Below are 15,685 nucleotides of genomic sequence, written 5' to 3' on the forward strand. Positions count from 1 at the left end.
TTTTAAATCTTAAAAATAAAACTAAGGAATTTATTATTTTCCAGACTCAACTTTTAAATAAGTTCCATCTGCATAAACGTTATGCCCAAAGCCACAGCCCGAGTTGCCCTCGTTTTGTTTAACTTGAATAAAGTTTCCTAATTTCGCACTCGTTTTAAAATCGAGCTGAATACGGCAGTCTTCGTCTTTATAAATGGTTTGTTTGGCATTGGTCGGCATTTTGGTGTCGAACTGCCCCATGTTCGGGCCATAAATTAAGCTTCTAAGGCCCATATAAACACCCGAATAGCCAATGGCATACTGGCCCTGCTTACGACTTACCGTAATGTGATCCCACTCACCAAAACCTGAGTAACGCACATACTCACCCGACAGGTCATTTGATGCTTTAGGCGCAGGTAACTGCTGAAGGTTAAACAGGCTCGACTTTGATTTTTCATCGAGCATAAACCAAGCTCTCGCCCAAAGTGGCTGACCCAGTTTGGCATAGGCTAAGCCCACATTATTGTTGGCAACTTCAACATCACGATCGGTAAATTTAACTGTGGTTTCATCTTCATTGGCTTTACAAAAGGCAGTCCAAGAGGCTTGGCTTTGGAAGTTTTCGAGCGCTTTTTTATATTGTTTTTGGTCGTAGTTTTTCTTACCTAAGCTCGCGTATTTCTTCACTTTATTACAGCCTTGTTGTAATTCTTGTTCAAAAGAAAGCTCTGCATGCGTGACCGCAAAAGTCGAAAGTGTAAGAACCGCGCAACCTGAAATAATAGATTTAATCATTTCTAAAATTCTTTAATAATTAACTAATTATATAATATGAGTAAGTTTTATAAATCACAATTATTTGAAACAAAAGTCCCTTACAATGCTTTTAGTCTTAAATAAAAATTTATTAAATCAATTCAATATAAATCGTTGAAAATACCAAGCGGTAATTGGTTATTTTTGTTGAATATTCATCCAAAAAATATTGTAGACTTCATGCGTAAAACTTAGGAAGAATTATAAGAGTGAATAATCTAGTTATTGGAACCCTATTTGCACTGTGTGCAGCAGCTTTAAATGCATCTATTGGTGTCATTAGTAAATTACTCATGCATAGTGGTTTAAACCCACAAGATATTGCCTTTTTAAAAACCATTATTGCCTTTTTCTTTTTAAGTGTTTTTTTATTTAAAGTATGATATGTGCTGAATTAGCAGGAGACTTTCACTTGGGATATGCTAGGCAGCTAACCGATAAAAGTTCTCTGCTATTTGATTTGGCGTTTTAAAATCCAAACTCTTTTGAATTCTTCGCTGATTATAAAATAACACAATGTATTTTGTAATATCTGCTTTAGCTTCATCTCTGGTTTTATAGTTGCAATGATGCACTAATTCATTCTTGAGTATGCCCCAGAAACTTTCAATCGGTGCATTATCGTAACAGTCCCCACGTTTGCTCATTGAACCTTGAAAATCACATTTTTCCAGTATCTTTCGATATTCATGGCTGCAATATTGGCTGCCTCTGTCCGAATGAATAATTAAGCCTTTCGTTGGTTTTTGATTACGAATCGCCATAGTCAGTGCATTGCAAACAAGTTGTGCGGTCATACGCTCATTTAAGCTATAGCCAACCACTTGTTTCGTGTACAGGTCTTTTACTGCTGCCAAGTATAACCAACCTTCAGCAGTCCAAATGTATGTAATATCGCTTGACCATGCAAGATTGGGCTTAGTCATTGAAAACTGTTGCTCTAGTAAATTTGCGTAGATCGCTCGATTATGATCACTCTTCGTAGTTCTTTTGAAACGCTTATGACGCTTACAATACAGCTGGTTGAGCTTTTTTATTTGACGTACAGCATACGTACTGATTTTGATACCTTGCGCTTGTAAATGCTTAGTTAATCGAATATAGCCATAGCTTTGTTTAGTTTCCTCATGAGCTATTTTGACCAAAATTGTCTGTTGATTTCGCTGAACCAATCTTTTATTCATGCCTCGTTTTAGCCAATCATAAAATCGTGACACTGAAACGTGAAGTAATCTAGCCATAAAGCTAATCGGGAATAAATATCTTTGCTGTTTCATATAGGCGTACCTTACTGACTTTCTTTCGCAAAGTACGCTGCTGCCTTTTTTAGAAATTCACGTTCCATTTCAGCTGTTTTGAGCTGTTGTTTGAGCTTTTTATTTTCTTCGAGTAAGGCATTTAGATCAGGTGAATATTGTTTAGTGCCTGCTAAGGTGCCAGTCTTTGCTTTATTATTCCAATTTGAAAGAGTTTGCATTGAAATGCCAAGTTGTCTGGCTGTTTCCGATACATTGCCTTGATTGGCTTCAATCAATTTTATTGCTTCAACTTTAAATTCTGCGGTGTAAGTCTTCTGTTTCTTGCTCATGGTAAACTCCTGATGAGTGTCTATAGTTTACCAAGTTAAAACCTCCTGTTTTCTCAGCACACATCAGTACCTGTCAGCCAAAAGATTGCGTACATTAGCAGCACGCCAAGTAAGCTCAGCGTTTTTACTCAAATTGCCATCTGTGCTTTTTTAGGGATTTTCTCTTTATTCTTTTTTGAAACCATAGCCTACAATCACGGTGCTGCAGCCAATGTCGTTGTAGTACTCATGGCTTCGGCTGCTATTTCTGCCCTATTTTTTGGTAGGTTTATTTTAAAAGAGAGTATCTATATTCACTCTCTTATTGGAACATTATTGGCAGTTGCTGGTATTAGTATCATTTCGTGGAAAGGTGAAAATAGTTTATTAATGCTGATCAATGCCTCAATTGCAGGTACAGGCTATGGTCTATTTTCGGTTTTAGTTAAAAAATTTAGGCTAAATGGCGGGCTATTTCTCACCAAATATTTATTACTTTTTGGTAGTGTTTATCTTGCCGTTCCATTTTTAATAAATTTGCATAGCATTAATTTTAATACTGATATTGTTTTAGGTTTGATTGGTTTAGCTGTGCTGCCAACCATACTCGGTTTTTTCTGCACCACAAAAGCGTTGTCTTATATGAGTGCCGCAAAAGTACAAGTGACCGAGCTTTCTGAACCCATTTTTGCAGCGCTTATGGCATGGGTTTTCATTCATGAACAGCCGACTTTATCGTTTCTATACGGCGCAATCTTCATTATTGCTGGCATCTTTTTAATGAACAAAGCACCAAAATCATAATTTAATTTATTTCATTTGCATGGTGACAAGCCACTTGCACCACACTGGCAAAGTTAATCGCCATTTGTGAAGGGTTATGTTTTTTATAAGCAAGCCCTAAGCCCACCGTAGGTACAGGTGCTTTCAAAGAACGATAAGCCACACCTTGTATTTGCAATTGTTTGGTCGACTCTGGCACCAAAGACACCCCTAAATTTGCAGACACCAACGATAAAATCGACACAATTTGCGGTGCGTTTTGTCCAATTTTGGGTTCAAAACCTCGCTCATGACAGGCTTGTTTAATTGCATCAAAAAGCCCTGCGCTAATGGAAGGTGGCGAGACAATAAAATCAAGCTCTCGTAGTGCCGTTAAGTCAATTTCTTGCGATGAATCATCCAGACTCAAAGACTCGGAAGGCAAAGCAGCAATGAGTGGTTCTGCTAATAATTCTTGAATAATTAAACTGTCGGGAATGTTGCGAGGCGAACGAATAATGGCAACATCTAAACGGTCTTCAAGTAATAGGTCAATAAGCAGTAAGGTATTGGCTTCTTCTAGTTTTAAATCCACTTTAGGATATTGCTGCTGAAAATAGCGAACACATTTAGGAATTAAAGGGTTCAACATTGAAGTGCCTGTAAAACCTAATCGTAATTGGCCCACTTCGCCATTTGCGACTTGTTTGACAAGGTTCGCTGCATCTTCTACACGCTGCTGTACAGGCTGTATCGCATTTAAAAAGGCAAGCCCAGCTTCAGTTAGCTCCACTCCATGCGGTGAACGAATAAATAACTCTGCACCTAATTCTTCTTCTAAGTCGCGTATTTGCATACTTAAAGGAGGCTGACTCATGTTTAAACGATGCGCAGCTCTGGTAAAGTTTTTTTCTTCTGCTACCGCTAAAAAGTAGCGTATATGTCTTAGTTCCATTGCTATATATAAAACATATCATGACCTATTGTTAAATATATTAGAAAAATACCATCCAAATTGCTAATTTTAATTCATCGAATTTTGTCGATGCAGACTGCCCAAAGCACTGCTACTTTTTTCTGTCATGGTTATGATATGAACTCTTCATCTACACCCAGCACCTTAAACACTGAGGCGACTTCTCTCCTTTCCCGCGAGTGGATTCACAAAGGCACTAAAGCCTATAAGCATGCAGGATTCGCTTTATTCCTTGTTGGCTTTGCCAGCTTCTCACTGATTTATTGTGTACAGCCACTGTTGCCAGCGTTTAGCCAAAGCTTCCAGATTAGCCCTGCGAGTAGCTCTTTAGCGCTTTCTTTAACAACTGCTTTTTTGGCAATTTCAATTGTGCTATCGAGTGCCTTTTCACAAGCGATTGGTCGTCGCGGTGTAATCTTTACGTCTATGCTATGTGCAGCGATTCTTAATATTGTGTCTATGTTTACCCCAAACTGGCACAGTTTACTGATGGCACGAGCGTTAGAAGGTTTGCTGCTCGGTGGTGTACCCGCAGTAACAATGGCATGGATTGCCGAAGAAATTGCCCCTGAACACTTGGGTAAAACCATGGGCTTATATATTGCAGGTACGGCCTTTGGTGGCATGATGGGCCGTGTCGGCATGGGTATTTTAATTGAGTATTTTTCATGGCGCACAGCCTTAGGTTTACTTGGAGCGATCTGTTTTATTTGCTCAATCGCCTTCGTAAATTTATTGCCCGCTTCACGTAATTTTGTACAGAAAAAAGGGCTGAATTTAGACTTTCACATGCAAATGTGGCGTGCTCATTTAAGCAATACTAAATTATTGCGCCTGTTTGCCATTGGGTTCTTGCTCACTAGTGTGTTTGTGACTCTGTTTAACTATGCCACTTTCCGTTTGAGCGGCGCACCTTACTCACTCAGTCAGACTCAAATTAGCCTTATTTTCTTGTCGTATAGCTTCGGTATGGTGTCTTCATCGTTGGCAGGTACGCTAGCCGAACGTTTCGGTAAAAAAACCATGATGATGAGTGGTTTCGCACTCATGATTGTGGGTAGCCTCATGACGCTACTTAGCTCGCTTTTTGGCATTATTATTGGGATTGCCTTTATTACCACTGGGTTCTTTATTACCCACTCTCTCACAAGTAGTTCAGTCGGTGCCGAAAGCAAACAAGCTAAAGCCCACGCCAGTTCGCTCTACTTGCTGTTTTACTATATGGGTTCAAGTATTGTCGGTTCAGCAGGTGGTTGGTTCTGGTTACACGGCGGATGGAACGCCATTGTAGGCTTAACGGTAGTACTGTCATTACTTGGAATATTTTTAGCAGTTTATACCTCACACGCAAAAGCACATTAATGAGTAACTTAAAGGAAAATCACATGTCGAGTTTATTTGTTTATGGCACTTTAGGCCCCGGTCGTCCTAATGCCCATATACTTGAAAATATTGGCGGACAATGGGCAGAAGGTTGGGTCAATGGAAGCTTACGTCATGAAGGCTGGGGAGCAGATTTAGGCTATCCGGGAATTGTACTCGATGATAGTGCCAACCAAGTTCAGGGTTTTGTTTTTAGCTCAGAACATTTAGACGCGAACTGGAAATTACTAGATGACTTTGAAGGCGAAGGCTATGAAAGAGTACCTGTTCAAGTCACTTTAAATAGTGGCGAACGTATTGATTCTTTTATTTATACGCTCAAGCCTTAAGCCATTTCTAAAGCTTAAGCATAGGAGCATTTAAAAATTGATAGAAAAAATTTAAATGCTCATTTTTTGGCTTGTATTTTTTTTAAGAAACTGTAGAATTCATTCCACGTCGCCGACATAGCTCAGTTGGTAGAGCAACTGACTTGTAATCAGTAGGTCCACAGTTCGAATCCGTGTGTCGGCACCATCATTAAACCTCATGAATATTTGATTTATGGGGTTTTTTGTTGCCTGTAGGTTTTGAAATACACCAATATTTATAATTATTTTCTCCAATTCACTAACCAGTTCTTTTGCTGCTGTTATATTTTCAGACCCAATATATTCATCATATTTTGGAGAAATATATTTTTGCAAAATTTTATTATAAACCTGAGCTTAAAAATGATTTTCTTAAAAGAATTTCTTTCCTCCAAAATAAAAATTTTATAAAAAATAGATTTAAAAAAATAAGAAATATTAAAAAGATACGATTATAATGCGCCACCAAATAAGGTCATGATAATAAGCCCTATTTTATAAACATTCATTCATTACTACATTCAACGGGGAAAAGATGAAACTTCGTTTTGTTTTGCCTACTTTATTTATAATGTTGCCTTTTACAGTACAAGCTCAAAACACGAGTTCTGCGGCTCAAGCAGAAAACATTGTAAAATCACCAGTCTGCGTACTTGAGACTCTACCTTCTGCTGACCATTATAAGTCTCTTAAACGCATTAAAGTCGCAAAAGGAATATATGGCGGCTATGAAGAAATAAAACCTAAATTAGCAAACGCAGCACGTAAATATGGTGCAGATGTAGTGATTGATTATGAGCAGAGACAAAGATTTGGTTTCTGGCCATGGCGTATTGTTCGTCCAGTACTTACAGGTATTGCGGTAAAATGGAATACACCATTTGACTGTACTGCCTTAGGTGGAAAAGAAATTCGTTAATAAAAATGAAAAAAGCCCAACATCCTGTTGGGCTTTTTTCGTATTTCGTTACTAGGCATACATCCTGTAATACCTCACGTCCTGATGCTTAAACTTATTATTGTTGTTTTACGTTTTGGAACTTCCTGTTCCTGATGAGTTCATCATAGGTAATTTGTAGATTTCTAAAAAGACGCTAATTTCCCGAATCATTGTAAGAAAAAGCTTACGGGCTTGTCAGCGTACTTCTAGCCTTCTTTCTTCTTCTCTATCATTTTTTCAAAATGTCTAAGGTTAGGGTTTAGCGTATCCCATGCATAGGCTTGGCTCACAAAAACCTCTGCTCTAGGCTGATAAAGACTCGGGTCATCCAACGTGCCTGCACGTATCGAAATCATTTCAGGAGCAATTTCAGGCAAACCAAAAAGCTGCGAACCGCAAGTCGGGCAAAAGGCTCTTTTTATAGATCGACCAGAAGAACCTACTGTCTCAAAATATTTAAGCTCGCCATTCACTTTCAATTCAGACTGATGAAAAAAAGCGATTGGTGCATATGCTGAACCTGTGGCTTTTTGGCAATCTCGGCAATGGCAATTAAAGCTATAACGTGGCTCTGCATCACTTTGGTAGCTCACCGCTCCACACAAACACGATCCTTGATATTTACCTGACATGGCTCATCCTATTTTTTTATTGCTGTTATTTGAATATAACGTACATATCCACTTTGGTAGAGTTGCTGGCATAACTTTGCAGTCATTTGAATTTTAAAATTTGCCAATCCTCGGCTTTGATTTTGTCCTTGTTGTTTTTGAATATACTCTGAAAAACCAAGTAATACGTGTTCAGACAAATCTTCAATTTGAATATCTGTAAAACCTTGCTGTTCCAAGCTCGTTCTTAGTGTTTGCTCAGTTGGTACAGCATCCCAAGCAATATCGGCTGCTTTGAGTAAATAACGATGCTTTTGTTCTTGCAGCACCGTCATGTTTTGACATGTGTCAGCTCGCATTAAGTAATGAAAACCTAAACGTGCATTTGAATTTAAAACTGGAGTGACCGAATCTAGAAATGAATTTAAATGGCTGTGATAAGCCGCATCAATACACAGCACCACATCGAAAGCCTGTTTGAATTCAAATTGTTTTAAATTTAAAAATGAACCACAAAAAATCTGTCTTATTTCAGGTATAAGTTTTTGAATTTTACTCACACATTCAGCTTGTAGCTCAACGGCACTAACGCTTTTGGGCTGATAGTCCTGTAACCAGTGCAACAAACTTGCACCCTGTCCACAACCTAAATCGAGTAAATGATCTTTTGAATTTAAATTGACAGCTTGTGCCAAATGGTCGGCCAATTGGCAACAAGCTTCACTGTAGTTTTGGGTATTTTTCCAAAAACCCAAATTTGTCCAAGCAAGCTCTCCATCATCTCCCAAGCTTGATGCATCAATGGCATATTTATGGGGAATGAGTCGAGAAAGCGCTGCTCGAACTTTTGTTTTCACAATTTTAGTAGCCGAGTTCAGGAGCAACTTCAACCTGAGGTTTTAAACCTACAAATGGTAAAGGTGCACCTAAAATTTCCGCAATGTGCATTGCAGAAGTCACTGCTGACTCTAAAATTGGCAAGCCATCACATGACCATGAACCACAGTAGAAGACTTTACGGTTTGGTTCTAAATGACGTTGCTGTAACTCTTTATTTAAAGCAATCGTTTGCGAGTCTACAACTGCACGCGTTAAGGTCACTTTTGAAATGATTTTTTTAGGGTCAATATCAGTCACTGGACGCCAAGTCTGGAATACAGGATTTTTGCCCACAAGAGATGGCTCAACAGCGTTCATCCAAACCGTAAACTGCTGACGAGTAAACTTACGGTCCATCATGTAGCTCAGCACTGACCAGTCTTTACGGCGTGGTGGCATTACGGTCGCATCTGTATGAATAACCAAGTCACCTTGTTCAAAACGGAACTGTTTTAGCAGATTCATATCTTCTGCAAATTGTTCAGGGTTTAAGAACTCTTCAAGTTTAGATGTTGGTGTTGCCACAATAACGCGGTCAAATGTGCCCTTATCACCTTGCTCATTTTCGACCAGTACTTTTTCGCCTTGTTCCTCAACTTTCTTAATTGCCGAACCGCTATGGATATCAATGCCCTTAATTAAGCTGTCTACAAATGCAGGTGTACCGCCTTTCATACGTAAGAGCATGTCCCCATCAGTTAAATGGCGTAAAAACTCTAGAAGGTTTTTTGCAGGCCAGTCGCCAATTGTTTTTGGGTTACATGTACAAATGGTATAGAGCACAGGCATTACTACACCATGCCAGAATACTTCTTCTATGTCGTTCTGATTAATAAATTCGGCGAGAGTAATATCTTGATTTTTAGATTTGAAAAACTGATGAATCGCAGTTTTTAATTGCAACATCCCTTTGACCAGACGCCAGCCATACTGCTGGATGCCTTTACGGTTATTAATAATTGGAAAATTACCAATACGACTGCGAGATGTGGTTAACCATGTTTCAGTGCGATCTTCAAATAACCAGCTACAAGACATATAGGTACGAACCGGAAAAGTTTTAATACCTAAGTGGGCAGCAAGGCTAAGTGTATTTTTCCATAGATGCGGGTTCATAACACGCAATGGTGCATCAATAATCCCACCATCGAATTCAATGCTATGGCTATCCATTCCCCGGCCAGGAAGTGCTTCAAATATCGTGATTGTATGTCCTGCATCTTTCAGAATTCTTGCTGCTGCAAGTCCTGCCATTCCACTGCCAATAATTGCGATATCCAAAATGATGTCCCATTTTTCGAGAATTTTTTTGATTATCACTCATACCTAAAAAAAACACCGTATTAAAAACTACCAGATTTTTATTTTTTGCATCAATTTATATAGAAAAATTTGAGCTGATAAAGCTTGATGTATTCATAAAATTTTACAAAAGAGGATAAGTGTATAAAAACCCATATTTTTTTAGAAATTTAAAAAAAATCTTTTAAATAAAATAAGATAATTTAACTATATTTATGTTACCCATTTTACAAAAAGCTCTTTTTACGTTATCATAAGTCCACAATAACGAGAACCACATCACATAAAACAATGCCGGAACAATAATGATATCCATCATAAAAATAGAATCTTTACAGCGAAAAAGCCCGCTATTCACACTTGATAGCGGGCTTTTTATTACTTTGGTTTAATAGCTAATTAAGCTCAATTAAACAATTTATGCTTCTTGCATAAGAGAACCAAATTTTCCACGATTAAAATCATCAATCGCTTCCATAATCTCGGCTTTGGTATTCATTACAAATGGTCCATAACCTTCGATTGGTTCATTTAGTGGCTGGCCAGTTAACACCAAGAATTTAGTATCTTCTTCAGCATTTAAACTAAACTCAACACCCTCACGAGATAAAATCGCAACGGTTTTACCTTGAAGATGGTTTGAGTCATTGACCACAACCGCACCATCTAATACCACAACAAGCGTAGTATGCCCTTCAGGTACATAGAAGGTATGTTTTTGGCCTTTGACTAACTTACCATCCCAGACGTTTAATGGGCTAAAGGTAGTTGCTGCACCTTTTGAATCTGCATATTCACCTGCAATCACACGCAAATGACTGCCATGCTCATCTAGTGCAATATCTGGAATTTCTTTCGCTTCAATCGCTTGGTATTTTCCAGGAGTCATTTTTGAATGAGCAGGTAAATTGACCCACAATTGCACCATTTCAAACAGACCGCCATGCTCTGCAAATTCAGGAGAATGAAACTCTTCATGTAACACGCCTGCACCCGCAGTCATCCATTGCACATCACCGGTTTTAATGGTTCCGCCGCCACCACTTGAGTCTTTATGAGTTACTTCACCTTGGTAGGCAATCGTCACTGTTTCAAAGCCACGGTGCGGATGCGATCCGACACCTTGTTGTTCAGTGGTTGGTGAGAAGTTATAAGGCGCTGCATAATCGAGTAACAAAAATGGGCTTAGGGTTTGGCCTAAACGGTCATAAGAGAACAGGTTATATACAGGGAAACCATCACCCACCCAATGCATGTGGTTATTTTGATATGCACCAAGAAACTTCTTCATCTGATCTCTCCTATATAGGTAGGATTTTCTTGAACTGAGATTGATTTTACGCCTCACGAGTTGCAGTTTATAGATCAGGATTAGCAACACATTATTTCATCTATGAGACAATCCAACTTTTTTAGAACATGTCTTGGCTATCGTCCTATTTTTAAAATTCTTAATCCTATTTTTTAGACTTAAATAGGACAACAAACTCAACTAGCATAATTTTAGGCACTAATGACCTACTTCATAATTTTTGATTATTTACTTTGATAACATGAGGATATAAAAATAGCTCAAGATTACGTGCGTTTAGACAAGGATAATGCTGCTGTTCTTTTAGTTGACCACCAAGCAGGTTTACTTTCTTTAGTTCGAGATATCGATCCTGATAAATTTAAAAATAATGTCTTAGCCCTAGCAGATGCTGCAAAGTATTTTAATTTACCAACTATTTTAACAACCAGTTTTGAAAATGGTCCAAATGGCCCTCTCATTCCTGAGCTAAAAGAACTTTTCCCCGATGCGCCATTTATTCCACGTCCTGGTCAAATTAACGCATGGGACAATGAAGACTTTGTAAAAGCGGTTAAAGCGACCGGTAAAAAACAATTAATTATTGCGGGTGTCGTGACTGAAGTTTGTGTGGCATTCCCTGCTTTATCTGCTCTCGCAGAAGATTTTAAAGTGTTTGTGATTACCGATGCTTCTGGTACTTTTAATGAATTAACACGCGATGCTGCTTGGGACCGTATGTCAAAAGCAGGTGCTCAGCTCATGACTTGGTTTGGTATGGCATGTGAATTACACCGTGACTGGCGTAACGATGTAGAAGGTTTAGGAACTTTATTCGCAAACCATATTCCTGATTATCGTAACCTGATGACCAGCTACAGCTTTAATACATCACAGAAATAATTCAAGTTGCTAAGATTAGAGTGCTTAAGCGCTCTAATCTTGAATTTAAATGGAGTGATCTGACATTGATAAGCTCTTTTGATGATTTTTATTATTTCTATTTGGTCGTAAAACACGGCGGATTTAGTGCGGCCAGTGAGGCTGAAAATATAAGTAAATCTAAGCTCAGCCGACGCATTATTGACCTTGAGAATAAATTTAATGTCAGCCTCATTCAAAGAACAACACGCCATTTTAAAGTGACCGACTTAGGTCAAGAGTTTTATGAGGAATGCTGCAAAGTTATTGCTCAAGTTGAATGTGCAGAAAATGTTTTGTTAAAGCAAAAAAGTGAACCTCAAGGGTTAGTGAAAATAAGCTGCCCACCACTCATGATGCATTTTCAAATTAGAAAAATTTTAAATCATTTTTTAAAAACCTACCCAAAAGTTGAGATTGCACTCGAGCTAACGAGCCGTCGAGTAGATATTTTGCATGATGATATCGACCTCGCGATTCGGACCAATTTCGAACCCAATGAAGACTCAAATTTAATTGTTCGTGATGTGATTAAAACCGACCACTGCCTAGTGGCTTCGCCTGAATTGCTGCAAGGACGCACCATTGAGCATTATTCCGAATTACAGGACTTTCCAAGTATTAGCTTGGGTACTCAAAAGCAAAATTATATTTGGCATTTATGCAATATTCGTAACGGCGAATCGGTTGATGTACCTTATCAACCACGAATCAAAAGTAATGACTTGGCAGGCGTCTACTATGCTGTGATGGATGGTTTAGGCATTGCCGACCTGCCCTTTTTAACTGTTGAGGCTGAAATTCGTAAAGGCACTCTTGTTCATATTCTTCCTGACTGGAAATCAAATATTGGCATGCTACAACTGGTTTATGTGTCTAGAAAAGGCCAACGTCTTGTGGTCGAAAAACTGATTGAAACGCTGATAGAAGAACTCAGGCGTTTACCCGAAAGCCATGAAGGGTATTTGCCGACTTAAATAAAAAAACCAGTCATGAATGGGCATGACCGGTTTTTGTGAAACATCACATACAGCATAACTGCATGTTTTCGTTCAGAACAAAGCGAACTCGCTTTTATTCCTTACTCAGATAAGTCTACGCAGAGGTATTTCATTTCGACATATTCTTCGATGCCGAATTTTGAACCTTCACGGCCTAGACCTGACTGTTTTACACCACCAAACGGAGCCACTTCATTTGAAATCGCGCCCGTGTTAATGCCGACCATACCGTACTCAAGTGCTTCACCCACGCGCCATTGACGCGCTGTGCTTTGAGTAAATAAATAGGCAGCTAAACCAAACTCGGTATCGTTCGCCATTGCCACTGCTTCATCTTCAGTTTTAAAGCGGAATAACGGTGCAAGCGGACCAAAAGTTTCTTCTTTAGACACTTTCATGTCTTGCGTTACGCCAGTCAAAACTGTTGGTTCAAAGAATGTACCGCCAAGTGCTGAACGCTTACCACCAATACGAACGGTTGCGCCTTTCTCAGTTGCATCTGCAATATGAGACTGGACTTTTGCAATCGCATCTTCATCAATTAAAGGCCCTTGAGTTGAACCTTCTTGACGTCCGTCGCCAACTTTCAATTTAGATACAGCTTCCACTAGACGCTCTGCCAATGCATCGTAAATACCGTCTTGAATATAAATACGGTTAGCGCAAACACAAGTCTGACCACTGTTACGATATTTACTTGCCATAATGCCCTGAACAGCTTGTTCAAGGTTGGCATCGTCAAATACCACAACTGGGGCATTCCCACCGAGTTCAAGCGAAAGCTTTTTAATGGTTGGCGCACATTGTTGCATTAAGATACGGCCCACTTGGGTTGAACCTGTAAAGCTTAACTTACGAACAATATCGCTTTCGCATAGGGTTTTACCGACTTCAACTGCATCACCACTAATGTTAATTAAAACATCGGCTGGTAAGCCTGCCTGTAAAGCCAATACTTCAAGCGCATAAGCGGTTAACGGTGTTTGCTCTGCTGGTTTAACCAACATTGAACAACCCGCAGCAATGGCCGGACCCGCTTTACGCGTAATCATGGCAGCTGGGAAGTTCCACGGCGTAATTGCAGCTGTTACCCCAATCGCTTGTTTAATCACGAGCAAACGTTGATTTGGCAACGTAGGTGTTAATACTTCACCATCAATACGGCGCGCTTGCTCGGCAAACCAGCGTATGAATGATGCTGCATAACCAATTTCACCACGTGCTTCTGCCAATGGTTTACCTTGCTCAGCTGTTAAAATTTGAGCCAGATTTTCTTTGTGCTCAAGCATGAGGTTGTACCATGCCAATAACACATCAGCACGAGCCAAGGCAGTTTGCTTTTTCCAAGCAGCCTGCGCTTTTGCCGAACGGTTAATTGCAGCTTCAACCCCTGCGCGGTCATAGGTTTTTACCCATGCCAAAGTTTCGCCCGTAGCAGCATCATTTACCTCGATATAATCATTCGATGCAGGTGCTTCTAACGCAATATCAGGATGTTTTAATAAATACTGCAAAGTATTTTGAATCATGCAGATTGCTCCGTTGCTTTTGCACTACCTGCTTTGAGTGTTGCAAAACCTTGTTTCAAGATATCAAGACCTTGACGGAATTGTTCAGCAGGAATGGTTAATGGATATAAGAAACGAATTACATTACCGTATTTACCACAAGTAAGAAGTAACAGCCCATTTTCCATTGCATAGTTTTGTACAACTTTTGCTTGTTCAGCAGTTTCAAGTTCTACCGCAACCATTGAACCTAATGCACGAATATCAGTCACGACATCGCCTGTTGCTTGCTGAATATCTTTAAGGGTAGCAACCAACTCAGCACCTAACTCATTTGCACGGTCGCATAGGTTTTCTTCTTCAATCGCATCGATTACCGCGTGCGCAGCAGCAACCGCAATTGGGCTACCTGCGTAAGTACCACCTAGTCCACCTGGGTTAGGAGCATCCATCACTTCTGCACGGCCAACAACACCAGAAATTGGGAAACCGCCGCCTAAGCTTTTCGCCATTGTGATGAGATCTGCTTTAGTTTCGTAATAGTTCATTGCAAACAATTTACCTGTACGTGCAAAACCAGATTGCACTTCGTCAGCAACAAGTAAAATGCCATGTTTGTCGCAAATTGCGCGTAAACGTTTTAAGAACTCGGCTGGCACTACATTGAAGCCGCCCTCGCCTTGTACTGGCTCAAGCACGATTGCTGCAACGTCATGTGGTGCAATATCTTCACTGAAAATATCTTCAACGCTTTCAATTGCCGCATCCACTGAAATACCTTTAGCAGGCACAGGATAACGTGCGTGGAATACACCTGCTGGCATCACACCGAAATCACGTTTGTAAGGTGCAGTTTTACCTGTCATTGCCATCGTCATAAATGAACGACCGTGGAAACCGTTACCAAACGTGATAATGCCGTGACGACCTGTATAAGAACGAGCAATCTTTACTGCATTTTCAACAGCTTCTGCACCTGTTGTGAAAAACGCTGACTTTGCAGGACCCACAATTGGTGCGCGCTCATTAATACGTTCAGCTAAAGCGACGTAGCTTTCATACGGTGTTACTTGATAGGCAGTATGCGTAAATTTAGTAAGTTGCTCAGTCACCGCTGCAATCACTTTAGGATGACGATGGCCTGTATTTAAAACCGCGATACCACCAGCAAAGTCGATAAATTGGTTGCCTTCCTTGTCCCAAAGCGTCGCGTTTTCAGCTTTTTCAGCATACCACTGGCACATCACGCCTACACCGCGTGGAGTTGCTTGCTGTTTACGTGCGTTAAGTGCAGAATGTTGATTATCCATTTGATTCCCTCATATTTTCATCATCAGTTGCAGCTTTGGTTTTTTGCATCCTGTGCTTAATTTTCAGGGTGCTTTACAACGACTGC

At 39.7% G+C, this 15,685-nt stretch carries 14 protein-coding genes, 1 tRNA gene and 2 pseudogenes; 8 read left to right on the forward strand and 9 right to left on the reverse strand.

Annotated features, from left to right (window positions below; genetic code table 11):
• Positions 1–33 precede the first annotated feature (33 nt).
• Complete coding sequence (locus tag ABLB96_RS01530) at positions 34–777, reverse strand: hypothetical protein (protein ID WP_348898514.1); 744 nt, start codon at positions 775–777, stop codon at positions 34–36.
• 230 nt (positions 778–1,007) lie between these two features.
• Between ABLB96_RS01530 and ABLB96_RS01535 the strand changes: the two are divergent.
• Positions 1,008–1,178, forward strand: a pseudogene (locus tag ABLB96_RS01535) (EamA/RhaT family transporter); the annotation flags it as partial.
• Positions 1,179–1,220: 42 nt separating this feature from the next.
• Here the strand turns inward: ABLB96_RS01535 and ABLB96_RS01540 are convergent.
• A protein-coding gene (locus tag ABLB96_RS01540) for an IS3-like element ISAba21 family transposase (RefSeq protein WP_085947552.1) occupies positions 1,221–2,386 on the reverse strand; the annotation gives its coding sequence in 2 pieces (ribosomal slippage) (positions 1,221–2,128 and positions 2,128–2,386; 1,167 coding nt in all).
• Positions 2,387–2,452: 66 nt separating this feature from the next.
• Between ABLB96_RS01540 and ABLB96_RS01545 the strand changes: the two are divergent.
• Positions 2,453–3,169, forward strand: a pseudogene (locus tag ABLB96_RS01545) (DMT family transporter); the annotation flags it as partial.
• A 1-nt stretch (position 3,170) separates the two neighbouring features.
• Here the strand turns inward: ABLB96_RS01545 and ABLB96_RS01550 are convergent.
• Positions 3,171–4,082: a LysR family transcriptional regulator gene (locus ABLB96_RS01550; RefSeq protein ID WP_348898552.1), complete on the reverse strand. Its 912-nt coding sequence runs from the start codon at positions 4,080–4,082 to the stop codon at positions 3,171–3,173.
• Between the two features lie 138 nt (positions 4,083–4,220).
• Here ABLB96_RS01550 and ABLB96_RS01555 point away from each other — a divergent pair, with 138 nt between their 5' ends.
• The 4 genes from ABLB96_RS01555 (at position 4,221) to ABLB96_RS01570 (ending at position 6,755) form a co-directional block, all read left to right on the forward strand.
• Complete coding sequence (locus tag ABLB96_RS01555) at positions 4,221–5,465, forward strand: MFS transporter (protein WP_348898553.1); 1,245 nt, start codon at positions 4,221–4,223, stop codon at positions 5,463–5,465.
• 23 nt (positions 5,466–5,488) lie between these two features.
• Positions 5,489–5,815 (forward strand): gamma-glutamylcyclotransferase family protein, encoded by a 327-nt coding sequence (locus ABLB96_RS01560; RefSeq protein ID WP_348898554.1) that lies wholly within the window; start codon positions 5,489–5,491, stop codon positions 5,813–5,815.
• A gap of 111 nt (positions 5,816–5,926) precedes the next feature.
• A tRNA-Thr gene (locus tag ABLB96_RS01565) sits at positions 5,927–6,002 on the forward strand.
• 369 nt (positions 6,003–6,371) lie between these two features.
• Positions 6,372–6,755 (forward strand): hypothetical protein, encoded by a 384-nt coding sequence (locus ABLB96_RS01570; protein WP_348898086.1) that lies wholly within the window; start codon positions 6,372–6,374, stop codon positions 6,753–6,755.
• A gap of 227 nt (positions 6,756–6,982) precedes the next feature.
• On the opposite strand, the gene ABLB96_RS01575 is transcribed toward ABLB96_RS01570, so the two are convergent.
• From ABLB96_RS01575 to ABLB96_RS01590, 4 genes are all read right to left on the reverse strand, one after another.
• Positions 6,983–7,408: a GFA family protein gene (locus ABLB96_RS01575; RefSeq protein WP_348898084.1), complete on the reverse strand. Its 426-nt coding sequence runs from the start codon at positions 7,406–7,408 to the stop codon at positions 6,983–6,985.
• 8 nt (positions 7,409–7,416) lie between these two features.
• Entirely contained in the window at positions 7,417–8,244 is an 828-nt protein-coding gene (locus ABLB96_RS01580; RefSeq protein WP_348898083.1) for a class I SAM-dependent methyltransferase, read from the reverse strand.
• 4 nt (positions 8,245–8,248) lie between these two features.
• Positions 8,249–9,547, reverse strand: a complete 1,299-nt coding sequence (locus tag ABLB96_RS01585) for an FAD-dependent oxidoreductase (protein ID WP_348898082.1) — start codon at positions 9,545–9,547, stop codon at positions 8,249–8,251.
• Positions 9,548–9,986: 439 nt separating this feature from the next.
• Positions 9,987–10,859 carry a pirin family protein gene (locus tag ABLB96_RS01590; protein WP_348898081.1) on the reverse strand — a complete coding sequence of 291 codons (873 nt, stop codon included), beginning with the start codon at positions 10,857–10,859 and terminating at the stop codon, positions 9,987–9,989.
• Positions 10,860–11,135: 276 nt separating this feature from the next.
• On the opposite strand from ABLB96_RS01590, the gene ycaC reads away from it, so the two are divergent.
• Entirely contained in the window at positions 11,136–11,762 is a 627-nt protein-coding gene (gene ycaC, locus ABLB96_RS01595) for an isochorismate family cysteine hydrolase YcaC (protein WP_348898087.1), read from the forward strand.
• 20 nt (positions 11,763–11,782) lie between these two features.
• Positions 11,783–12,757, forward strand: coding sequence for a LysR substrate-binding domain-containing protein (locus tag ABLB96_RS01600; protein ID WP_348898080.1), 975 nt, complete (start codon positions 11,783–11,785; stop codon positions 12,755–12,757).
• Positions 12,758–12,861: 104 nt separating this feature from the next.
• Here ABLB96_RS01600 and ABLB96_RS01605 read toward each other — a convergent pair whose 3' ends face one another.
• Positions 12,862–14,310: an NAD-dependent succinate-semialdehyde dehydrogenase gene (locus tag ABLB96_RS01605; RefSeq protein ID WP_348898078.1), complete on the reverse strand. Its 1,449-nt coding sequence runs from the start codon at positions 14,308–14,310 to the stop codon at positions 12,862–12,864.
• Entirely contained in the window at positions 14,307–15,599 is a 1,293-nt protein-coding gene (gene gabT, locus ABLB96_RS01610) for a 4-aminobutyrate--2-oxoglutarate transaminase (RefSeq protein WP_348898076.1), read from the reverse strand. The genes ABLB96_RS01605 and gabT overlap by 4 nt, the downstream gene beginning before the upstream one ends.
• Positions 15,600–15,685 lie beyond the last annotated feature (86 nt).

The sequence above is a fragment of the Acinetobacter sp. XH1741 genome (assembly GCF_041021895.1).
Taxonomy (GTDB): Bacteria; Pseudomonadota; Gammaproteobacteria; order Pseudomonadales; family Moraxellaceae; genus Acinetobacter.